The organism is Pseudomonas sp. RT6P73, from assembly GCF_054897715.1.
Genome location: NZ_JBUBUV010000002.1, coordinates 2,785,676 through 2,809,065 on the forward strand (window position 1 = coordinate 2,785,676; position 23,390 = coordinate 2,809,065).

The 23,390-nt window shown below is 61.0% G+C and carries 16 protein-coding genes and 1 pseudogene; 16 read left to right on the forward strand and 1 reads right to left on the reverse strand.

Annotated elements, in window-relative coordinates:
• Positions 1 to 630: 630 nt before the first annotated feature.
• The gene (locus ACYZT6_RS13330) at positions 631 to 4,614 is read right to left on the reverse strand and encodes an Ig-like domain-containing protein (protein ID WP_462027290.1); all 3,984 of its coding nucleotides are present in this window, start codon (positions 4,612 to 4,614) and stop codon (positions 631 to 633) included.
• A gap of 213 nt (positions 4,615 to 4,827) precedes the next feature.
• Here ACYZT6_RS13330 and ACYZT6_RS13335 point away from each other — a divergent pair, with 213 nt between their 5' ends.
• The 16 genes and pseudogenes from ACYZT6_RS13335 (at position 4,828) to ACYZT6_RS13410 (ending at position 23,384) form a co-directional block, all read left to right on the forward strand.
• A complete protein-coding gene (locus ACYZT6_RS13335; protein WP_462027291.1) occupies positions 4,828 to 4,983 on the forward strand; it encodes a helix-turn-helix domain-containing protein in 156 nt (51 codons plus the stop codon).
• A 158-nt stretch (positions 4,984 to 5,141) separates the two neighbouring features.
• Positions 5,142 to 5,246: pseudogene (locus tag ACYZT6_RS13340) on the forward strand (LysR family transcriptional regulator); the annotation flags it as partial.
• Positions 5,247 to 5,290: 44 nt separating this feature from the next.
• Entirely contained in the window at positions 5,291 to 5,764 is a 474-nt protein-coding gene (locus ACYZT6_RS13345; protein WP_462027292.1) for a substrate binding domain-containing protein, read from the forward strand.
• Positions 5,765 to 5,795: 31 nt separating this feature from the next.
• On the forward strand, positions 5,796 to 6,809 hold the full coding sequence (locus ACYZT6_RS13350; protein WP_462027293.1) for an aldo/keto reductase: 1,014 nt from the start codon (positions 5,796 to 5,798) through the stop codon (positions 6,807 to 6,809).
• Between the two features lie 691 nt (positions 6,810 to 7,500).
• The gene (glgA, locus tag ACYZT6_RS13355; protein WP_462027294.1) at positions 7,501 to 9,087 is read left to right on the forward strand and encodes a glycogen synthase GlgA; all 1,587 of its coding nucleotides are present in this window, start codon (positions 7,501 to 7,503) and stop codon (positions 9,085 to 9,087) included.
• A 16-nt stretch (positions 9,088 to 9,103) separates the two neighbouring features.
• The gene (treZ, locus tag ACYZT6_RS13360) at positions 9,104 to 10,900 is read left to right on the forward strand and encodes a malto-oligosyltrehalose trehalohydrolase (protein WP_462027295.1); all 1,797 of its coding nucleotides are present in this window, start codon (positions 9,104 to 9,106) and stop codon (positions 10,898 to 10,900) included.
• Positions 10,897 to 12,975, forward strand: coding sequence for a 4-alpha-glucanotransferase (gene malQ / locus ACYZT6_RS13365; RefSeq protein WP_462027296.1), 2,079 nt, complete (start codon positions 10,897 to 10,899; stop codon positions 12,973 to 12,975). Before treZ ends, malQ begins: the two co-directional genes overlap by 4 nt.
• Positions 12,972 to 15,755 carry a malto-oligosyltrehalose synthase gene (locus ACYZT6_RS13370; protein WP_462027297.1) on the forward strand — a complete coding sequence of 928 codons (2,784 nt, stop codon included), beginning with the start codon at positions 12,972 to 12,974 and terminating at the stop codon, positions 15,753 to 15,755. Before malQ ends, ACYZT6_RS13370 begins: the two co-directional genes overlap by 4 nt.
• A 21-nt stretch (positions 15,756 to 15,776) precedes the next feature.
• The gene (locus ACYZT6_RS13375) at positions 15,777 to 16,094 is read left to right on the forward strand and encodes a DUF2934 domain-containing protein (protein WP_462027298.1); all 318 of its coding nucleotides are present in this window, start codon (positions 15,777 to 15,779) and stop codon (positions 16,092 to 16,094) included.
• A gap of 195 nt (positions 16,095 to 16,289) precedes the next feature.
• Positions 16,290 to 18,449: a glycogen debranching protein GlgX gene (gene glgX / locus ACYZT6_RS13380; RefSeq protein WP_462027299.1), complete on the forward strand. Its 2,160-nt coding sequence runs from the start codon at positions 16,290 to 16,292 to the stop codon at positions 18,447 to 18,449.
• 1 nt (position 18,450) lies between these two features.
• Positions 18,451 to 19,440, forward strand: a complete 990-nt coding sequence (locus ACYZT6_RS13385) for an acyl-CoA dehydrogenase (RefSeq protein ID WP_462029948.1) — start codon at positions 18,451 to 18,453, stop codon at positions 19,438 to 19,440.
• Positions 19,437 to 20,195 carry a PIG-L deacetylase family protein gene (locus ACYZT6_RS13390; RefSeq protein ID WP_462027300.1) on the forward strand — a complete coding sequence of 253 codons (759 nt, stop codon included), beginning with the start codon at positions 19,437 to 19,439 and terminating at the stop codon, positions 20,193 to 20,195. The genes ACYZT6_RS13385 and ACYZT6_RS13390 overlap by 4 nt, the downstream gene beginning before the upstream one ends.
• The gene (locus tag ACYZT6_RS13395; protein WP_462027301.1) at positions 20,192 to 20,791 is read left to right on the forward strand and encodes an SAM-dependent methyltransferase; all 600 of its coding nucleotides are present in this window, start codon (positions 20,192 to 20,194) and stop codon (positions 20,789 to 20,791) included. Before ACYZT6_RS13390 ends, ACYZT6_RS13395 begins: the two co-directional genes overlap by 4 nt.
• The gene (locus ACYZT6_RS13400; protein WP_462027302.1) at positions 20,788 to 21,447 is read left to right on the forward strand and encodes a glycosyltransferase family 2 protein; all 660 of its coding nucleotides are present in this window, start codon (positions 20,788 to 20,790) and stop codon (positions 21,445 to 21,447) included. The genes ACYZT6_RS13395 and ACYZT6_RS13400 overlap by 4 nt, the downstream gene beginning before the upstream one ends.
• Before the next feature lie 125 nt (positions 21,448 to 21,572).
• Positions 21,573 to 22,331 carry a PIG-L deacetylase family protein gene (locus ACYZT6_RS13405; RefSeq protein WP_462027303.1) on the forward strand — a complete coding sequence of 253 codons (759 nt, stop codon included), beginning with the start codon at positions 21,573 to 21,575 and terminating at the stop codon, positions 22,329 to 22,331.
• Positions 22,332 to 22,583: 252 nt separating this feature from the next.
• The gene (locus tag ACYZT6_RS13410; RefSeq protein WP_462027304.1) at positions 22,584 to 23,384 is read left to right on the forward strand and encodes an endonuclease/exonuclease/phosphatase family protein; all 801 of its coding nucleotides are present in this window, start codon (positions 22,584 to 22,586) and stop codon (positions 23,382 to 23,384) included.
• Positions 23,385 to 23,390 lie beyond the last annotated feature (6 nt).

Below are 23,390 nucleotides of genomic sequence, written 5' to 3' on the forward strand. Positions count from 1 at the left end.
TACCAAACCCCATCGCTGTTTTTCAGCGACGGGGAAACGATAAAACCCAGGCCCAAGGCGCACAAGCCGGCCGATTCTGGCGCAGTCGTAGGCAACGGCGCAAGGATGTGTAGCCTGAGAGAGTGTCTGGAGATGTCCGTTAAACATCTCCGTTTAATTCTCCATTTCAGATCAGTTTTGACGGCGAAGGCGCGTAAATAGATCTGTCCCCTTAACTGCTGACAACACACCGTACCTCTGATTCCGTTGCTCCAGGCACCTGGATGGTTACGCAACCGTTTTGGCCAAATGTCAAATCGACGTTGCCGGGCACTGCTGCTGTGATGTCTGAATCTGAAATAGGCATTTTTCTACTCCGTGGGTTTGGTTTTGTACTCAAATGAACGAAGGACTAGCCGAGCCTCTCCACAAAGTTTCACCATATTGTAGTGGTCAACTAGTCCCGGATACGAAGTTAAGTTTTTCTTCGAGCGAGCTGGCGAAGCACTCCGCCACTAGCCTCGAATACCAGCTCTAACATTGAAAATTCACCCCCTGCTTGTAGGAGTAAGCCTCAGCCACTGCCCCTAACAGGGAAGTGGCTGAGGTGGATTAACGTTTTTTCGTACTAACCCATGGTGCGAGTCAAGGTCACCGTGGGGAGATGCAGATGCCGCTCAGGGTTTCGGTGTCGAGGAGCCCCTTTGAGTAAAAGAAATACGTTGGTGATACCACTTGGATTCCTGTGTGGCCGGGGGTGTTCGGGGGTACGGTAGTCTGGATGTCAGTGGCCCGTAGGACAAACGGGTTGTTGGGTCTGTATTTGTGGGTGAGCGTGTCGATGTGTGTGGGGAAGTCGTTTCTGGTGATGGGGAAACCGCCGACGTGGCTGACCCAGTTGAGGTACTCGGTATGATTCATGAGGACGTGATTATGAAGATAGGTAATCACGTTGGAGGTGGTGACTTGGTACTCCTTGGTTTGATGTTGGTCGGATACGTAAATAGTGGCCTGTCCATTTCTTTCACTGCGTACCCGGCCATTGCTATCGACTGATGCGATGTTGGGGTTGGAGGACCCGTAGGTGTATGGCGGCGTGCCCCCGGTAGGGACGCGGTTGTTGGCGGTGCCGGCTGGGTCACTGCCGGTGAGGGCCCAATTTAGCCCGGTGCCTGCGATAGAAATGTTTAAGCCGTTGAGAACCATTGGGGTCGGATCCAGAATCAGTTCCCTTGCAACCGTCAAGGTCCGTGGGGGGGTGGAGACCTGACCATTGCCATACAACGCTTTGGCGGTGAAGCTGTGCGATGCCACCGACAGTCCGGTCACCGGGTACGTCCAGATACCATTGCTGCCCACGTCTGCGGCGCCTTTACTGGTCGCACCATCAAAGATCTCGACTTTCTGACCTTTGCTGGCGGTGCCGGTCAGGGTCACGCTGGTTTCGACCGTAGTGCCGCCATTGGGGATCTCGATTCCACTCGACGAGCCTTTGACCGAACTGATGGTCGGGGCGACCACGGCGGTCACGGTCAAAGTCCGCGCGACCGAGGTCTGGCCACTGCCATACAACGCTTTGGCGGTGAAGCTGTGCGATGCCACCGACAGTCCGGTCACCGGGTACGTCCAGATACCATTGCTTCCCACGTCTGCGGCGCCTTTACTGGTCGCACCATCAAAGATCTCGACTTTCTGACCTTTGCTGGCGGTGCCGGTCAGGGTCACGCTGGTTTCGACCGTAGTGCCGCCATTGGGGATCTCAATTCCACTCGACGAGCCTTTGACCGAACTGATGGTCGGGGCGACCACGGCGGTCACGGTCAAAGTCCGCGCGACCGAGGTCTGGCCACTGCCATACAACGCTTTGGCGGTGAAGCTGTGCGATGCCACCGACAGTCCGGTCACCGGGTACGTCCAGATACCATTGCTTCCCACGTCTGCGGTGCCTTTACTGGTCGCACCGTCAAAGATCTCGACTTTCTGACCTGCGCTGGCGGTGCCGGTCAGGGTCACGCTGGTTTCGGTGGTCGTATCGCCATTGGGGATTTCCTCCCCGCTGGGTAAACCGGTAACCGAAGTAATCTCCGGTTTCAGATCTACCAGCACCTGAATGGTGTACACCTGCAACGGAAACCTCACCATCATGACCGCATCAGGCTCCTTGCCAAAGTTGACACCAAACGTGATGGTCACCTTCGAGCCGTCGCCAAGAGTTTGCAGCCACGCCTTGGCCGCGGCCGTGATCAGCCCCGAAGCCGATGCATGTGGCGCCCCTTCCCAGACTACCTTGTCCGTCGGCTGACCCGTTTTATCGAACCCGTCATAGCGCAGCGACACACAGTGTCCGGACACCTGAAGCGGCCACGCGGCCACTCTCAACTGAGCACTGTCCTGCATCTCGGCTACATTCAGGACTTCCCCCTCTGTCGCGCCATCGATCGTCGATATCGGCAACCGCTCATCGCCATCCGCTATCCGATTCACCGTCAATACCAACGGCTCCGACTCAGCCACCGACTGCCCGCCCCGAATCAACTTCCAGCTTAATTGTGCAGCGTGGCCATGCCATCGACCGAGAAACGTTGCGTCCAGGATGAACGTGGCGAATGTCTGATCGAGCGGCAGTGCCGCAAATGCCGGTGAGTTCGGGAACGGGTTACGCAGGAACAACTGAGCCTCGTCGCCTGGCAGCGCCTCTGGAAACTCGACCCGTACGCTGACGCCGAGTGGATAGTTCAGCGCGTCGATGGGGTTGATGGCAGGAGCAACCAGCGTCGGCGACTTCAACTCCAGCGCCGCCCCCACGCTGAATTCCAGCGTGTCCGAATAACTGATCCCACCCACCGCCCGTTTGATGAAATACGAGGCCTTGACCGTCCCCCCCTCATTGCCCTTGATCAGTTCCGCCTTGATGGTGAACACCACCGGTTGGCCGGCGGTGAACGCATTCAGCGTGACCGAATCGCTGGCCGTGCCGGTCTTGGAGCCCACCCACTCATAGACCACCTCGTCATTTTTAACTGTCTGCAAGTACTCCACGATCAGTGTGGTGCCCGACAGGTCCGGGTCGAGAAAGCCGTCGATGACATCACCCACCTTGGGCGCCGGCAGTTCCTTGCGCGATTTGCCGACATTCAGCGTATCCGCGTGGATCGATTCGCGGATGGCATGGGTGGAGTTGACCCGGTTGCAGCTGGCCAGCACCGTATCGTCGATCCACAGCTGGTAATACAGCTCCAGCTTGCCGCCGTTGATGGCCGCGAGGTGTTCGCCCGCGACCGTGATCCACAGCGACACACCGGCCTCGATATCGCCGTTGGTGATCGGGTGCAGCCCCAGGTCAGGCAGGTAGATGCTGAAATCGTGCCGGCTGCCGAGCCAGAACAATTTGATGGCCTGGCCGGCGGCGAACGAAGGATCGAAGGGGATTTCGATGCGCGTGCGTGTCAGCGCCGGGTCGATGGCGTCTTTATCGGCGTCTTCGGCGTTGGGCGCCTTGAGGCGCTGGATCTCGCCGATGACCCGCACGAACTGGCCCTTGGACTGCAGGTCGGCGCTGCCATCGGCTTTTTTCAGGCGAAAGGAAACCGCCACCTGGGCCTTGGCCAGTTGCCTGAGCATCGCGTTGGGCACGCTCACCTCAGGGACACTTGGAACACTGACGAGCGGCTCGCTGGAGATCTCGATATCGATCGGCGGGCCCTCCACCGGGGTGCCCCGGACCCGGAGGACGATAATGTCGCCCGGTTTGAAGTTGGCGCCCGCGGCCCAGACTTTGGCAATGGCATCCGCGTCGCCCAGCTTGTCCAGATCCAGCACGTTGTTGATGGCCTCATCGAGGATGGGCGCCTCAAGTCGCGTCTGGTCAACGGCCACCACCACCCGTTGCTCGGCGCTCCAGTCTTCGGAGCGGTTGTCGACCACGTCGTAGACTTCGAAGGCCACCCCCAGGCCGTTGCCGTCCGAATCCCCCGCGGCACGCAGGATGGCTTCCTTGATCCAGACGACGATGGGGTTGTTCGCCGGGTCCGAGACCTGCGCCTCGGTCAGAGGGTCGCTGAGCACGAACAGGCCGCCCCAGGTCACCTGGATCACATCGCCGACGGCCATGTATGGATAAGGCAAGATGGTGATGGCCACGCCGGCGGCGACGTTGTCCTTGTCGATGCCGCCGTCGAGAATCTCCTGAGGAATCACCATGTGCAGCTCGGAATGGCCGGGCGTGTCGCCATTCTGGTCCTGGCCGCCGGGCCGGGTGAGTTTGACGAAGACCTTCATGACCTCGGACGGCTCGGGCGTACCGCCCAGGCGGGTGACACTGTACGAAACGTTATATTGCCCGTCGGTGATCAGTGCCGCCGGGATGAACAGCGTCAGCTGCTTGTCTTTCTCATCCGGACCAACGCTCTTCTGCAGCACCTGATTGCCGTCGCCCCAGAAAATCTTCAGCAGGTCGCCCACCCCCATGACGCCCCACGGACCCGCACGGCATTGCAGGCCCTGACGCGGGAAGTTGTCGCGGACGGCGGCAATGTTGATGCCCCATTTGTCCAAGTAGGGGCCGGTGCGGCCGGGAATGTCCAGCTCGCGCAGGATGAGCGCGGCGTCCGTGGAGATCGGGGGTTGGCGGGTCATGAGAGAGACTCCTGTCGAATGGGCTGGGCGACGGGGTCATTTAAGGCGTGCAGCGTGGGTGTTAGCTACTGTCAGAAATAACAGGTAGGACAGCGTTTCCGACAAGTGGTAGCCCCAACAAAGAGCAACGCGCCACCTCGTCTTCTACTCAAATCCTTGCCAATCAACAAAAAACCCCGGCAAAACCGACAGATCTTTAAAGGATTATTACCAATGAGCTCGATCCTCGATCTGGAGACCTTCGTCCGCACCGCCGATTCCGGCAGCATTTCCGCCGCCGCCCGCTCTCTGGAGCTCACCCCCGCCGCCGCCAGCATTGCCCTCAAACGCCTCGAACCCCGCCTCGGCAGCCGCTTGTTCGCGCGTTGACGCGCAGCTTGCGCCTGACCGAAGAAGGCCGGCGTTATCTGGAAAGTGTGCGTGTGGCCCTGGCCGCGCTGGCGGAAGGTGAACAAGCGCTCAAGCATCAAACCCAAGGCTTGAGCGGCGTGTTGCAACTGGCTGCACCGTCGGACTTCGGGCGCAATGTGTTGCTGCCGTGGCTGGATGATTTCAAGCGCGAGCACCCTAATATCCAGCTTCAGTTGCTGCTCAATGACCGTCACTCCGATATCTTCCGCGAAACCATCGACGTCGCGTTGCGTTTCGGCGTGCCCAGCGATTCGACGCTGGTGGCGTGCCGATTCTGCCCGGTCATCGTCGTTTGGCCTGCGCCAGTCCTGAATACCTCGCACGTAGCGGCACGCCGAAATCCCCGGCGGACCTCAGCGAGCACAGCGCCCTGCTCTACCTGCGCAACGGTCGGCCTTATAACAGTTGGCGTTTCAGTCGCAACGATGAAGTGATGGATGTCGATGTACGCGGCGACTACCTCACCGACGACGGCGAAGTCGCGCGCCGCTGGGCGTTGGCCGGGCATGGCATCGCTTACAAAGCCTGGCTGGACGTCGCCGCCGATGTTGAGGCCGGGCGGCTGGTGACGCTGTTCGATGACTGGCAAGGCGAAGCGTGCCGTTCAATTTGCTGTGCCCGCACCGGGTGCAGGTCTCGGAGCGGGTCAAGGTGTTGCAGGCGTTTTTGCAAGAACGTTGTCATGCACTGTGTCGATAATTTCACTTTTCTGCGCACAGCCGTTCTGGTATTTGATTGAGGCTTTCTCCCACCGGTAAAAGGATTTCGTCATGAGCTATCGCACGCTGGGTCGTTCCGGTTTACAGGTGTCGACCCTGACACTGGGCACCATGATGTTCGGCGAACAGACCAGCACCGAAGATTCCCTGCGGATCATCGATAAGGCCTGGGACCAGGGCATCAATTTCATCGACACCGCGGACGTCTACACCGCTGGCCGTTCAGAAGAGATTGTCGGCGAAGCCATTGCCGGCAACCGCCACGAATGGGTGCTGGCGACCAAGGTCGGTTTCGGCCCGGTAGACGGTGTGCCGAACCGCAGCGGGTTGAGCCGCAAGCATATCTTCAATGGCCTCGACGCCAGCCTGACGCGCCTGGGCACTGACTATCTCGACATCTATTACCTGCACCGCGAAGACCACAACACGCCGCTGGAAGTCACCGTGTCGGCGATTGGCGATCTGATTCGCCAGGGCAAGATTCGTTATTGGGGTTTGTCGAACTACCGTGGCTGGCGGATTGCCGAGGTGATTCGTGTGGCCGATCAGTTGGGCGTCGACCGCCCGGTGATCAGTCAGCCGCTGTACAACATCGTTAACCGTCAGGCTGAGACCGAGCAGATCACCGCTGCGCAAAACTATGGCTTGGGCGTGGTGCCTTACAGTCCGTTGGCGCGTGGTGTGCTCAGCGGCAAGTACGCACCCGACGTGAAACCGGACGCCAACAGCCGTGCCGGTCGTGCTGACAAACGCATTCTGGAAACCGAGTGGCGGGTGGAGTCGTTGCGGATTGCCCAGCAGATTCAGCGGTACACCCAGGAACGTGGCGTGGGCATTGTCGAGTTCGCGATTGCCTGGGTACTGAACAACGGCGCCGTGACGTCGGCGATTGTCGGGCCGCGTACCGAGGAACAGTGGGATGCCTACACCAAGGCGCAGGCGGTGAAGATCACGGCTGAAGATGAGGCGTTCATTGATTCGCTGGTCACGCCGGGGCATTCCTCGACACCTGGGTTCAATGATGTGAGTCATTTTGTGTCAGGACGTAAACCGCGTACGGCTTGAGATCTTTCGCGAGCAGGCTCGCTCCCACAGTGGACCGCGGTTAAGGATGACTTGAGTCTTTTGTGTCTGGGCGTAAACCGCGTACGGCTTGAAGGACCCATCGCGAGCAAGCTCGCTCCCACAGGATTGCGGTCACTGTGGGATATTTTTCATGCAGGCTCGCTCCCACATTGAAGCGCGGTCCATTGTGGGAGCGAGCTTGCTCGCGATGAGGCCCTCAAACCCAACACATCCCGCACCGCAATGGTGCATCAGCCTTCAAATTCCGCCCGTTTCCGTGACTCCCTAGTCCCGTTTTGACCCACCCTAAAAAATAAACCTGCCCTTCGTCGGTGCGTTTCCCCCTGAAAGCGCTGTGCCTTTACCCTCTTCCCACTGATTGTCGAACAATTTCGCCACTTGACCTGTCCCGCTCTAGGATCTGGCCTAGACTCATTTTCGCGAGGTGAAACCGGTCAGTCATCTGGTGGTAAGAAACTCGAAACTTTTGGTCCTGACAGGGGGTCAGGTTAAAGGTAGGGCCACAGCGACTGGTGCATTCCTTGCAACGGCCCCTCCACCCTTTCTGCATTTAGCGCATTGGGCAGCATTGCTCACCGATGCGAAGCGCGTTTGCGCCCGGCCACAGGATTTGGCCACGAACACCGTTTGTGCCTGACCTGGAATTAGATCAACAACACGGGAGATTCATATGATTAGTGCGGCTTTAGATATTCAGGGAGAGCGTGCTCATCAGCAGGTCGGCGAATCGAGCGTCGTGAATGCTCCGAGCGCCCAATCGATCAGCGTACCGGGCACCAAGACGCTGACACCGGCTGCCAGTCAGAATCCGAACAGAAAGAAAGTGTTGTTCGTCACCTCCGAGATCGCCGACCTGGTCAAGACCGGCGGTTTGGGTGACGTTTCCGCTGCACTGCCCCGGGCGATGGCGCAACTGCACGATGTGCGGGTGCTGATCCCCGGTTACCCGCAAGTGCTGCACAGTGAAAATCCGATCCATATCATCGGTGAACTCGGTGGGCACGCCGCATTGCCGCCCTGCAAGATCGGGCGCATGGACATGCCGGACGGTCTGGTCATTTACGTGTTGATCTGCCCCGAGCTCTACGAGCGCGAAGGTTCGCCTTACGGTGCCAACAACGGCCGCGACTGGCCGGACAACCACATTCGTTTCGCCCGCCTGGGCCTCGCCGCCGCCGATATTGCCGCCAATCTTGCACAAATTCACTGGTGCCCGGATCTGGTGCATGCCCATGACTGGCCAGCCGGACTGGCGCCTGCCTACATGCACTGGCGTGGTCAGCGCACCCCAACGCTGTTCACCATTCATAACCTGGCCTACCAAGGTGTCACCAGCCTTGGCTCTTGCCCGGAACTCGGTATTCCAAACCATGCCTTGCAACAGGAAGGCATGGAGTTCTACGGCAAGATGTCGTTCCTCAAGGCCGGCATGGCCTACTCGAGCCACATAACCACCGTCAGCGCCACTTACGCTCAGGAAATCACCACGCCGGCCTTCGGCTGTGGTCTCGACGGCTTTCTTGCCGCCAAGACCCAGCAAGGTCTGCTCAGCGGTATTCCCAACGGCATTGATGAAAGCTGGGACGCCGCCACCGACACTCACCTGTTCCGTCCGTTCAGCATCGGCGACTGGGAAGGCAAAGCGGTCAACGCTGCCCATGTCCGTGAATTGTTCGGCCTGGACGACTCCGAAGGCCCGCTGTTCGCCGTGGTCTCGCGCCTGGTCTATCAGAAAGGTCTGGACCTGACCGAAGGGGTTTCCGAATACATCGTCAACAACGGCGGCCAGATCGCGATCATCGGTCGCGGCGAGCCTGAAGAAGAACAAGCCATGCGTGAGCTGGCCTTGCGCTTCCCCGGGCAAATCGGTGTGCGCATCGGCTTCAATGAAACCGACGCCCGTCGCATGTTCGCCGGCAGTGATTTCCTGTTGATGCCGTCGCGTTACGAGCCTTGCGGCCTGAGCCAGATGTACGCCCAGCGCTTCGGTTCGTTGCCGGTGGCACGCAACACCGGCGGTCTGGCCGACACTATTGAAAACGGCGTGACCGGTTTCCTGTTCGACGAATCCACAGTCGAGAGTTACCAGGAAGCCCTGAGCCGCGCGTTCAAGGTGTTTGCTTTCCCTGGCCTGCTCAACGCCATGCGTTGCCGCGCCATGGCCGCACCTTTCAACTGGTGCAAGGCGGTAGAACCCTACGCCGAACTCTACGAACAACTTGTCGCCAAAGCCCTGGGTAAATCGGGCAAACAGTAAAAAGAGGTTTTCAAAGATGCCGTTACGGACCCTTGAGACCTGGCCCCACGGCGCAATCATGCTGGACGCAGAACACACGCGTTTTGCCTTGTGGGCGCCAGATGCGTTTTACGTCAGTGTCGAACTGGAAGATGGACAATCCTTGCCACTCCTGCCTCAGGCAGATGGCTGGTTCGTGATCAAGACCCGCTGCCCGGCGGGTATGCGTTACCGCTACAACATTGATGGCGAGCTGGAGGTGCCGGACCCGGCCTCCCGCGCGCAGGCCGGCGATATCGGCGACCACAGCGTGGTGGTCGATCCCCTCGCCTATCAATGGCAAAACAGCGCCTGGACCGGCCGCCCCTGGAACGAGGCCGTGATCTACGAATTGCACGTCGGTGCGCTCGGCGGCTTCAGTGAAGTCGAACAGCATTTGGCGCGCCTCGTTGACTTGGGCATCACCGCGATCGAACTGATGCCGCTGGCGCAGTTCCCCGGTGATCGCAACTGGGGCTACGACGGGGTTCTGCCTTATGCGCCCCAAGCCTCCTACGGTACTCCCGAACAACTCAAACACCTGATCGACACCGCCCACGGCCATGGCCTGGCGGTGATTCTCGACGTGGTCTACAACCACTTCGGCCCGGACGGCAATTACCTGCATCACTACGCCAAGGGCTTCTTTCGCGAAGACAAGCACACGCCGTGGGGCGCAGCCATCGACTTCCGGCGGCGCGAAGTTCGCGACTTTTTCATCGACAACGCACTGATGTGGTTGCTGGAATACCGCTTCGATGGCTTGCGCCTGGATGCGGTGCACGCCATTGAGAGCCCGGACTTTCTCCAGGAACTGGCGCAGCGGGTTCGGCAACAGACCGATCCGGCGCGGCATGTCTGGCTGACGGTCGAGAACGAACACAACCAGGCCAGCCTGCTGGAAGAAGGTTTCGACGCGCAGTGGAATGATGACGGGCACAACGCCTTGCACGTTTTGCTGACCGGTGAAACCGACGCCTATTACGCCGACTACGCCGATAACCCGACCGGACAACTGGCGCGCTGCCTGAGCCAGGGTTTCGTGTTTCAGGGCCACGTGACCCGCCACGGTACAACCCGGGGCGAGCCCAGCGGTCACTTGCCACCCAGCGCGTTTGTGCTGTTTTTGCAGAACCATGACCAGATCGGCAACCGTGCCTTTGGCGAACGGCTGCATCAACTGACCCACCTCGATGCCTTGAAAGCCGCGACCGCGCTGTTGCTGCTGTCACCGATGATCCCGCTGATGTTCATGGGCGATGAGTTCGCCGCCGAGGAGCCGTTCCTGTTCTTTACCAGCCACCACGGTGAATTGGCGGAGCTGGTCCGCGAAGGTCGACGTAACGAATTTGCAGCGTTCAGCGCGTTTACTGATCCGCATAAACGCGAACTGATCCCCGATCCCAACGCACAACAGACCTTTGAAGCATCGCGGCCGAACCTGACCACTACTCGGCAATCGGCCATGCAGGGCCTGTATCACCAGCTGTTGCAGATTCGCCATGACCACATCATCCCGCATCTGCCGGGTGCTCAGGCCCTGGGTGCCGAGGTGCTGGCCGAAGGTGCGGTGACGGCGCGCTGGCTGCTGGGTAATGGCCGTCAGCTGCGCATTGACCTGAACCTCAGCGACAAGCCAGTGGTCCACTCCCCACAGGCCGACGCCAGGTTGTTGTTCGAAACCCCGCCTCAGTCAGCCGGCCTGTTGGAACAGGGCACCCTTGCCCCGTATTGCGCGCTAGTCAGCCTCACGGCCGCAGCCCCCTTGCTACCCCCGGATGGAGAGCGCCAATGAGTGATGCGCAACTGGAAATACTGGCCAGCCGAGCCGGATTGGCAGTCGACTGGATCGACGCCAACGGCCGCCCGCAGAAAGTCGCCCCATCGGTATTGCGTAACGTCCTGATCGGACTCGGCCACCCTGCCAGCACCGCGCAGGAAATCGACGCCAGCCTCCTGCAATTGCAGGAGGTGCAGCAGACCCGTCATCTACCGCCACTGATCACCGCCGACTTCGGCGTCAGCCTTGATCTGGCGCATTTCTTCGAGCCGGAAACACCGTGCGAGATCCACCTTGAAGATGGCTCACGGCTCAACCTGAAACTGGATGCCGAGGCGATGCTGCCGGGCCTGGTCCCGGTCGGTTATCAACACGTCAGCATCGATGGACAATCATTCACTCTGGCCGTGGCACCGACGCGCTGCTACAGCGTCGGCGATGCCGTAGACAGTCCGATTCCGCGTACTTGGGGCCTCAGTGTGCAGTTGTACTCGCTGCGTCGCCCCGGCGATGGCGGGTTCGGCGATACCCAGGCGCTGGAAGACCTCGCTCGCGTGGCCGGCGAACGCGGCGCCGAGGCGCTGGCGATCAGTCCGCTGCATGCGATGTTCGGCAGCGACACCCAGCGCTACAGCCCGTATTCCCCGTCCAGCCGTTTATTCCTCAACAGCCTCTACGCCGCACCGGGCGCGATTCTCGGCGAACGCGCGTGGCGTGCCGCGATTGACGCCACCGGTCTGGCCGCCGAACTGCAACAACTGGAAGAACAGCCGCTGATTAACTGGCCCGTGGCAGCCGAAGCCAAACATCGCTTGCTGCAAGCCTTGTACGAAGGTTTCGTCCAGGGCGAACACCCGTTGCATGCCGACTTCAGCAGCTTTCGCCATGCGCAGGGCGAGGCGTTGGAAAATCACTGCCGCTTCGAAGCCATTCAAGAAGCCCGCGCCGCCAAGGGTGAAACCCTCGACTGGCGCGAGTGGCCGGAACAATGGCGCGACCCGCGCAGTGCCGCCCTCGCCGAATTTGCCGAAGAGAACGCCGGGCGCATTGGCTTCTTCGCCTTCAGCCAATGGCTGATCACCCGCTGCCTGGAGCGTGCACAAACCGCCGCCCGCAGCGCGGGGATGAGCATCGGACTGATCGCTGATTTGGCCGTGGGTGCCGACGGCGGTGGCAGTCAGGCCTGGAGCCGCCAGGATGAACTGCTCGCCTCACTGACGGTAGGTGCGCCGCCGGACATTCTTAACCGCACCGGCCAAGGCTGGGGCATTTCCGCGTTTTCCCCTGAAGGCCTGGTGCGCAACGGCTTTCGCGCATTCATCGAGATGCTCCGGGCCAATTTCGCCCACGCTGGCGGCTTGCGCATTGACCACGTCATGGGTCTGCAACGGTTGTGGGTGATCCCTAATGGTTCGCCGCCCGCCGACGGCGCCTACCTCTATTATCCGGTGGACGACCTGCTGCGTTTGCTGAGCCTTGAATCCCATCGCCATCAGGCGATCGTCCTCGGCGAAGACCTCGGGACAGTGGCCGACGGCCTGCGGGAAAAACTCATCGCCCGCTCGATCCTCGGCATGCGGGTGTTGTTGTTTGAACAGGACAACGCGCACTTCAAATCGATTCTCGACTGGCCGGACAACGCCCTCGCGACCACCAGCACCCATGACCTGCCGACGCTCAATGGCTGGTGGCATGGCCGCGATATCGACTGGAATGCCCGACTGGGCCTGGTCGACGCGACGAGTGAAATCGAATGGCGCCACCACCGTGAACGCGAGCGCGAAGGCTTGCGTCGTGTGTTGAGCGAGGACCCGCAGAACTTTCGCGAAGAGTCCCATGAAACCGATCAGGTGCTGGACGCCGCGGTCCGTTTTCTCGGGCATACCCGAGCGCCGCTGGTGTTGTTGCCGCTGGAAGATGCCTTGGGCATCGAACAGCAGGCCAACCTGCCGGGCACCATCGACACGCACCCCAACTGGTCGCGGCGCCTGCCCGGCGGCAGCGAAGCGCTGCTCGATGACCCGGACGCCGCCCGGCGCCTGGAATTGCTCGCCTGCGCGCGACTTCAGGCTGGCGAGCGTGACCAATGAATCACCCGTTAATACAACCGCTGCCGCTTCGCGCAACCCTGCGGCTGCAATTTCATAAAGGCTTCACGCTGGATCAAGCCGTGCCGCTGGTGCCGTACTTTGCCAGCCTCGGCATCAGCCATGTCTATGCCTCGCCACTGCTCGCGGCCCGATCCGGCTCCATGCACGGCTACGACGTGGTGGACCCGACCACGGTCAACCCTGAGTTGGGTGGTGAAGCGGCCTTGCGTCGATTGGTCGATGCCCTGCGCGAACACAACATGGGGCTGATCCTCGACATCGTCTCCAACCACATGGCCGTCGGTGGCAGTGATAACCCGTGGTGGCTGGACTTGCTGGAATGGGGACGCCTGAGCCCTTACGGCGAGTTCTTCGACATTCAATGGCACTCGCCAGACCCACTGATGGAGGGACAGTTGCTACTGCCTTTCCTCGGCAGCGATTACGGCGTCGCGCTGCAAGACGGCACCCTGCCCTTGCGCTTCGATGCCCAGCGCGGCGCGTTTTATGTCGAGCACTACGAGCATCATTTCCCGATCTGCCCGTCGAGCTACGGTGAACTGCTGCGGACCGACGATGAACCGCTGAAGTTTCTCGCCGACCGTTTCAGTGCCTTGAGCTACCAGACCGATGCGCACAGCCTGGCGCAACCGCTGAAGGCAGAGCTGCGTGAACTGGCCAGCGACCCTGCGCTCCTCCAGTGCATTGAGCAAAATCTCGTCGCCTACGACTCGCTCACGCCCGAGGGTTTCCAACGCCTGCACCACCTGCTCGAACGCCAGAGTTATCGCTTGGCCAGTTGGCGCACGGCGGCGGATGACATCAACTGGCGGCGTTTTTTCGATATCAACGAACTGGGCGGCCTGCGGGTCGAACGGCCGGCGGTGTTCGAAGCGACCCACGCGAAAATCTTCGAGCTGGTGGCTGAGGGTTTGGTCGACGGTCTGCGCATCGACCATATCGACGGCCTCGCCGACCCGCGTGGCTACTGCCGCAAACTGCGGCGTCGGGTCGATACGCTGTCGCCGGACCGGCACTTGCCGATCTTCGTCGAAAAGATCCTCGGCGAAGGCGAAACCCTGCACCGCGACTGGTCGGTGGACGGCACCACCGGTTACGAATTCATGAACCAGTTGTCGTTGCTGCAGCACGACCCCGACGGCGCCCAAACTTTGGGCGAGCTGTGGAATCGCTACAGCGAACGGCCCGCCGACTTCCGTCAGGAAGCGCAGATGGCACGTCAACAGATTCTCAACGGCTCATTGGCCGGTGATTTCGAGAGTGTGGCCAAAGCGCTGCTGCAAGTGGCCCGGGACGACTTGATGACCCGCGACCTGACCCTGGGCGCGATCCGTCGGGCGTTGCAGGAACTGATCGTGCACTTCCCGGTGTACCGCACCTATATCAGTCCGCGCGGCCGTTCTGCCGAAGACGATGTGTTTTTCCAGCAAGCCATGGACGGTGCCCGGCAAACCCTCAGCGAGGCCGATTGGCCGGTGCTGGACTGCCTGGCCGGTTGGCTCGGCGGTGAGCCGTGGCGCAAACGCCCTGTGGGTCGTCAGCGCAAGATCCTCAAACATGCCTGCGTACGTTTCCAGCAACTGACGTCACCGGCCGCCGCCAAGGCGGTGGAAGACACCGCGTTCTATCGCTCGGCGGTTTTGCTGTCACGCAATGACGTGGGGTTCAGCACCGAGCAATTCAGTGCGCCGGTTGCCGATTTCCATGCCGTCTGCCTCCAACGACTGGAGCAGTTTCCAGACAACCTGCTGGCCACCGCCACCCACGACCATAAACGCGGCGAAGACACTCGCGCGCGATTGGCGGTGTTGAGCGAACGCAGTGCCTGGTACGCCGAACAGGTCCCGCTGTGGAGGACCCTCGCCCGGCCCCTGCGTGACGACGACCAGATGCCCTCGGCGGGCGATGAATTGATCCTGTATCAAGCGATCCTTGGCAGTTGGCCGCTGGATTTGCGCAGTGATGATCAATCGGCGCTGGAGGACTACGCTAAACGTCTGTGGCAGTGGCAACAGAAAGCCTTGCGTGAAGCCAAGCTGCAAAGCAGTTGGAGCGCGGCGAACGAGCCTTACGAAAGAGCCATGCAGGTGTTTATCGAACGCCTGCTGCTGAGTCCGGAGGGTGAACTGTTACGCGCTGCCCTCGGCAAAGCGGTGCAAACCATTACCGCCCCCGGCGCGATTAACGGTTTGGCGCAAACCTTGCTGCGCATGACCGTACCGGGGATCCCGGACCTCTATCAGGGCAACGAGTACTGGGACTTTTCGCTGGTGGATCCGGACAACCGCCGACCGGTGGATTACGCCAACCGCCAACAGGCGATGCAGGTGCCGTTGAATCTGCCCGACCTCTTGGCCAACTGGCGTGACGGGCGGATCAAGCAAACCCTGATCAAGCGGGTGTTGAACCTGCGGGCCGATCACGCCGATCTGTTTCGACGCGGGACGTATCAAGCCCTTGAGGTCGTCGGCAGCCAGGCTCACCGGGTACTGGCCTTTGCTCGCGAGCATGAAGGAACATGGGCCATCGTGATCGTACCGATACGTTGTGCCCCACTGCTGGAAAACAGTGCCGAACCCCGGGTTGACGCGCTGCGTTGGGGCGATACGCGGGTCAAACTGCCGTTCACCGCCTCTGAGGAAAATCTGAAGGGACTTTTCTCGAGCACAGCAGTCACACCCCACAGGGAGCTGAACATCAGCGCCGCGCTGGGGGATTTCCCGGTCAATCTCTTTATTCAAACGTTTACCCAAGCTTGAGTTCAGTTCAGGAGTATTGCGATGAGTACCGACGATAAACGCGTTCGCGAATTTGCCTATCAGATCTGGGAGTCGGAAGGGAAGCCCGAAGGCCAGGAAGCCCGGCATTGGGAGATGGCTCGCAAACTGGCTGAAGCCGAAGCGCTGGCACCGAGTAAATCGCCGAAAGCTGCCGGCAGTAAAACGGCTGCCAAGCCAGCTGTGCCCAAAGCCGCCAATGGAAAGGTCCCCGAGCCGAAAACCAAATCCAAGCCTGCTGCGGCGTCGAAGGTGATTCCGCCTGGCGAAAAAGCGGCTGAGAAGAAGCCTCGCGCCGCGAAGAAACCGCCTGCGGTCTGAAGCTTCAATATCGCTTCCTGATTGACCTCGTGGCCAGCCCCCTGGACACCGTGGGCTCGCTCGTCCACGAAAAACCTGTAGGAGCGAGGCTTGCCCGCGAAGGCGGCATGTCAGTCGATTCAAATGTGACTGAAACACCGCCTTCGCGGGCAAGCCTCGCTCCTACAAAGAATCCCCTTTTTTGCAGGAGCATCTATGACCAATCCAAAGAAAGCCGCGCCAGAACCTCACGCCGAGGCCTCGCGAATCCGTGAAGGCCTGCCCTTCCCGCTGGGCGCGACCTGGGATGGCCTGGGGGTCAACTTTGCCTTGTTTTCCGCCAACGCCACCAAAGTCGAACTGTGCATCTTCGACGATGCCGGCGAGGTCGAACTCGAACGTATAGAACTGCCGGAATACACCGACGAGATCTACCACGGCTACTTGCCCGACGCCCATCCAGGGCTGATCTACGGCTACCGCGTCTATGGCGCGTACGACCCGGCCAACGGTCATCGCTTCAACCACAACAAACTGCTGATCGACCCCTACGCCAAGCAATTGGTCGGCCAGTTGAAATGGTCTGAAGCGTTGTTCGGCTACACCATCGGCCACCCCGACGCCGACCTGAGTTTCGATGAGCGCGACAGTGCGCCTTTCGTACCGAAGTGCAAAGTCATCGACCCGGCTCACACCTGGGGCAATGATCAACGGGTCAGCATCCCGTGGGACAAGACGATCATTTATGAAACCCACCTGCGCGGCATCAGCATGCGTCACCCTTCCGTCCCCGAGAACCTGCGTGGCACCTGCGCCGGGTTGATGGTCGATGACGTGCTGGAACACATTCGCAAGCTGGGGGTGTCGTCGGTGGAGTTGCTGCCGATCCACGCCTTCGTCAACGACCAGCACCTGCTGCACAAAGGCATGACCAATTACTGGGGCTACAACAGCATCGCCTTCTTCGCCCCGGACCCGCGTTACCTGGCCAGCGGCAAGATCGCCGAGTTCAAGGAGATGGTCGCGCACCTGCACGAGGCCAATCTGGAAGTGATCCTCGACGTGGTCTACAACCACACCGCCGAGGGCAATGAACAAGGCCCGACCCTGTCCATGCGCGGCATCGACAACGCTTCGTACTACCGCTTGATGCCCGATGACAAACGCTACTACATCAACGATTCCGGCACCGGCAACACCCTCGACCTGAGCCACCCGTGCGTGCTGCAAATGGTCACCGACTCCCTGCGTTACTGGGCCACGGAAATGCACGTGGACGGTTTCCGCTTCGACTTGGCGACCATTCTCGGCCGCTACCACCACGGCTTCGACGAGCGTCACAGCTTCCTCGTGGCCTGCCGTCAGGACCCGGTGCTACGTCAGGTGAAGATGATTTCCGAACCTTGGGATTGCGGCCCCGGTGGTTATCAGGTCGGTGGTTTTCCGCCGGGCTGGGTCGAGTGGAACGACAAATTCCGCGACACCGTGCGTGCGTTCTGGAAAGGCGATGACGGCCAACTGGCGGACTTCGCCAGTCGCATGACCGCTTCCGGTGAGATGTTCAACCAGCGCGGCCGGCGGCCCTATGCTTCGTTGAACTTCATCACGGCGCATGACGGTTTCACCCTCAATGACCTGGTGTCGTACAACGACAAGCACAACGAAGCCAACGACGAAAACAATCAGGACGGCAGCAACAACAACCTGTCCTGGAACCACGGCGTCGAAGGCCCGACCGACGACCCGGAAATCAACGAGCTGCGTCAGCGGCAAATGCGCAATTTCTTCGCCACGCTGTTGCTGTCCCAAGGCACGCCAATGCTGGTGGCCGGCGACGAATTCGCCCGCACCCAGGAAGGCAACAACAACGCCTATTGCCAGGACAGCGAGATCGGCTGGGTCAATTGGGACCTGAGCGAAGACGGCAAGGCCCTGCTCAAGTTCGTCAAACGCCTGATCAAGTTGCGCCTGGCCTATCCCATCCTGCGTCGCGGACGCTTCCTGGTGGGCAATTACAATGAGGACATCGGCGTCAAGGACGTGACCTGGCTCGCCCCGGATGGCAGTGAAATGTCCACCGAGCAATGGGAAGAAGCCCATGGCCGCTGCCTCGGCATGCTGCTCGATGGTCGCGCACAGGAAACCGGTATCCGCCGTAAGGGTGGTGACGCGACCCTGTTGCTGGTGGTCAACGCCCACCACGACATCGTCAACTTTACCTTGCCGGAAGTGCCGGACGGCTATCACTGGACGTGCATGATCGACACCAATCAACCGAAGATTCGCGGGCAGGAGCTTTTCGAATTCGGTCACGAATATTCCGTCACCGGTCGTTCGCTGCTGCTGTTCGAATTGCAGCATGAGGAAGAAGAGTGAAATGGACCTTCAGGCGTTTCTCTCTCGCCAGCCACCGGACTACGCCGATACTCAGGCGCTAGGCCGGTGCCTGCGGGCGTTGGTGGAGGCTGGACTCGATCAGCTTCCGCTGCCGGGTAGCGGCCAGACGCTGGAGCGATTCCAGCGGCTGGCCGAGGTCGGCGGCCATGACCTCGGGTTGTGCAAATTGTACGAAGGCCATACCGATGCGCTGGCGATCATCCAGCAACTCGGTGGCTCGCCAACCCCCGGCAGCACGTGGGGGATGTGGGCGGCCGAACCGCCCCAAGCGCGGGTGCGCGTCCGTCCGCAAGGCCATATGGTCGTGCTGAACGGGCGCAAGGCCTGGTGCTCGGGCGCGGCGGTATTGAGTCATGCGTTGCTCACGGCCTGGGATCATCAGGATTGCCAGCAATTGGTCGCGGTGGCGCTGGATCAACCCGGCGTGACCGTGACCGATGAGGGCTGGCGAGCAGTCGGCATGGGCGCCACCGGCAGTGTCGAAGTGCTGTTCGAAGGCGCCGAAGCCCAAGCCATCGGCTACCGCAGCGATTACCTCAATCGGCCGGGTTTCTGGCAAGGCGGAATCGGCATTGCCGCGTGCTGGTACGGCGCGGCACAGAGCATCGCCGAACGCTTGCGCAGCCATTGCGCCCAACGTGAAGAACCCCACGCCCTCGCCCACCTCGGTGCTGTAGACAGTGCGTTGCATGGCGCGGCCGAGGTGTTGCGGGTCAGCGCATTGATGATCGACGCCGCACCGCTGGACGACGCCGAACTGCTGGCCCGGCGTGCCCGGGCGGTGGTAGAACACGCTGCCGAACAGGTGATGTTGCACGTCGGCCACGCTCTCGGTGCAGGTCCCTATTGCAGGGATCGGCAATTCGCCCGATTGATCGCCGACCTGCCGGTATTCCTGCGCCAAAGCCACGCCGAGCGGGACCTCGCCGCCCTCGGCCAGCAAGTCATTACCGGGACATGGACGTTATGAAAGCCAATCCAATCGTCGGCCAGGGCACGCCGCTTCATATGTGGCAGACCTCCAGTCACCTGGCGCAGTTGCCGGTCATCGACATCCTGAGCCTGGTGCCGGAAGGTGCCCGCGCGGTGATCATCGCTCCGCATCCGGATGACGAAGTGCTCGGCTGCGGCGGTTTCCTGCAATTGCTCGCCGCCGCCGGCCGCCCCTTACAACTGATCTCGGTCACCGATGGCAGCGCCAGCCACCCCGGCTCCGAGCGCTGGCCGGTGGAGCGCCTGAGCGCGGTCCGGCCTCAGGAATCGGTCGAAGCCTTGCGCCGACTTGGCCTGCCACTGCACAGCCTGAAATGGCTGCGCGGCGGTTTCAAGGACAGCCAGGTTGCGGCTCGGGAAACCGAATTGAGCGAATTCATCGAACGTCATTTGCGCCCCAAAGACGTGGTGTTCACCACGTGGTGCGAAGACGGCCATTGCGATCACGAAGCCGTCGGCCGGGCCAGCGCCACTGCGGCGAAACGCGCCGGTGCGACCGTGCATGAGCTGCCCGTGTGGACCTGGCACTGGGCCACGCCCGAAGACAGTTTCGTGCCGTGGCATCGGGCGCGGAAAATCCTCCTGGCCCCGCATCTGGTAGCCCGCAAACGCCACGCTATCCACGCCTTCGCCAGCCAGTTGGAAGGCGACCCGCAAATCGGCTTGCCACCCGTGTTGGCGCCCTATGTGTTGGAGCGGCTGCTGCAACCGTTCGAGGTGGTGTTCTTATGAGCGTCGAGGATCGCTATTTCGACGGTTTGTTTGCCGGCAACGATGATCCCTGGTCCTTTCGTCAGCGCTGGTATGAACAGCGCAAACGCGCCATCACCCTCGCCGCATTGCCGCGCCCGCACTACCGGGCGATCTTTGAACCCGGCTGTGCCAACGGCGAGCTGAGCTTTGAGCTGGCCAGCCGTTGCGATCGCCTGCTGTGTTGCGACACCGCTGCGGCGGCCGTCACGCTGGCCCGCACCCGGCTCGGCCCGTTCGACCACGCCGAAGTCCGCCACAGCCGATTGCCTGCCGATTGGCCGGAAGAAAAATTCGACCTGATCGTGCTCAGCGAAGTCGGCTATTACCTCGATGCCGACGACCTGAAACGCCTGATCGAACGGGCCGAAAACTCGCTGACCGCCAACGGCCAGCTCCTGGCCTGCCACTGGCGCCCGCCCATCGACGGCTGCCCGTTGAATGCCCGGCAGGTCCATGACTTGCTCAACGAACATTTGCATTTGCCGCGCCTGGTCCTGCATCAGGAAGCGGATTTTCTGCTGGAACTCTGGAGTCGTGAACCACGCTCCGTGGCCGCTCTGGAGGGCTTGCGATGATTGGTATTCTGATCCCCGCGCACAACGAAGAAGACTTGCTCGCAGATTGCCTTGAGGCGGCCCTGATCGCCTCACAACACGACCTGCTGGGCGGTGAAACCGTCGAGGTGCTCGTGGTGCTCGACAGTTGCACCGACCGATCCTCGGAGATCGTCAGTGCTTACCCCGTGCACAGTCTGGCGATCGAGGCGCGTAACGTCGGCCAGGCCCGCGCGGCCGGTGCGCGGTTTCTGCTGGATCGCGGGGTGCGCTGGATTTCCTGTTCCGATGCCGACAGCCGCGTTGCGCAGGATTGGCTGGTGGCGCAATTGGCCCTCGACGTCGATGCGGTGTGCGGCACGGTCACAGTGGACGAATGGCACGCGTCGATCGATGAGTCGGCACAGATTCGCTATCACCAGAGCTATCAGGCCCGCGATGGTCATCGGCACATTCACGGCGCCAATCTTGGCATCAGTGCTGACGCCTATCAGCGCGCCGGCGGTTTCGAACCGCTGGCCTGTGATGAAGACGTGCAACTGGTGCGACAACTCGAACGCTGCGGCGCCAATATTGCCTGGAGCCATCGCCCGCAAGTACTCACCAGCGCTCGACTGGACAGTCGGGCGCGCGGTGGTTTCGGCGATTATTTGCGAGGCCTGGCACAGGTTGGTTAAAAAAAACCATCTCAGAGGTTACCACTACGCGACGAATAGTCTTACTTGAGCAATACTCTGCTCGCGGCAATCCAGGGTACGGAGCGCTGCACATTGCTATCAAACTGAACAAGGACGTAGCGCCGATGAAATCCGTTTCCATCATCGAAAGCAGCCTGCCAGGACAAATCTGGAACAGCGCCCGGCAGCTGGACAACATTCCCGTCATCAACACCGAGACCCTGGTCCCCGCTGGCGCACGCGCCGTGGTGATCGCGCCGCATCCCGGCGACGAAGTGGTCACCTGCGGCGGTTTGCTGCAGCTGCTGTCCACCCTCGGTCATCCCCTGCAAATCATCTCGATGACCGATGGCAGCGCCAGCCATCCGGGTTCACAACAATGGTCAGAGAAGCGCCTGAGTGTGTTTCGCGGCCAGGAAAGCGTCGAAGCCTTGCGCCGGCTGGGATTGCCGATGCACAGCCTGAAGTGGATTCGCGGCGGCTTCACCGACAACGCCCTGGCCGAGCGTGAAACCCAAATGACCCAATTCATCGCCCGTTATCTGCGCCCCGGGGACGTGGTGTTCAGTACCTGGCGCGAGGACGGCACCTCCGATCATGACGCCGTCGGCCGCGCCAGCGCCAATGCGGCGAGCATGGTCGGGGCAACGTTCAACGAACTGCCGGTCTGGGCCTGGCATTGGCCGAGCCGGGATCAAGGACTCTTTCCCTGGCATCGTGCGCGCAAGATACGCCTCGACACCTGGACCGTCGCCCGCAAAAGCCACGCCACCCACGCCTACGCCAGCCAGCTCGACGGCGAACCCTCCATCGGCATCGCACCGCTGCTGCCCCGGGTGATTCTGGAACGCATGCGCTTGCCCTATGAAGTTGTCTTCGTCTAACTGCCCACGCCCTGTAGCAGCTGTCGAGCCTGCGAGGCTGCGTCCGGCTGCGAAGCAGTCGTAAAATCAGGCAACGCGGATTATCAGATAAACCGTGCATTCAGGATTTACGACTGCTGCGCAGCCGGACGCAGCCTCGCAAGCTCGACAGCTGCTACATTTTTGTGTGGAGCTGCTGGCGACGAATCACTCTGAACTGCCCGCCGCTGCGTCAGTCGCATACATAAGCAGCCCAGATTCAGAGGAGTGAACGTGACCAGCGATGCCGAGCAGCGAGCCGTCGAATCAGTGCCCTTGAACACGCCCCTGGCGATTCATCGATTAAGGGTACTGACGGTCAACACCCACAAGGGGTTCACCGCCCTGAACCGGCGGTTCATCCTCCCGGAGCTGCGCGAAGCGGTGCGCAGTACATCGGCCGACCTCGTCTTCCTGCAAGAAGTGGTCGGTGAGCACGATCGCCATTCTTCCCGTTACAACGACTGGCCGCAGACCTCGCAATACGAGTTCCTGGCCGACAGTATGTGGAGCGATTTCGCCTACGGTCGCAACGCCGTCTACCCCGACGGCCATCACGGCAACGCCTTATTGTCGAAATACCCGATTCGCGAACACCGCAACCTCGACGTCTCGATCACCGGCCCCGAACGGCGCGGATTGCTGCACTGCGTACTGGACGTGCCGGGGCACGCTGAAGTCCACGCGATCTGCGTGCATTTGAGTCTGCTGGAAAGCCATCGCCAGTTGCAGCTCCAGCTGCTCTGCCAACTGCTCGAATCCCTGCCTGACGATGCGCCGGTGATTATCGCCGGTGACTTCAACGACTGGCAGCTGCACGGCAACACCGCCCTCGCCCGTCGCGATTACTTGCATGAAGCCTTCGAACGCCACAATGGCCGACCCGCAAAAACCTACCCGGCGCGCTTTCCGCTGCTGCGCCTGGACCGGATCTACCTGCGCAACGCCAGCAGTCATAACCCGCGCATTCTGGGCAATAAACCCTGGACACACCTGTCGGATCACTTGCCGCTGGCGGTTGAAGTGCACCTCTGAGCAGTC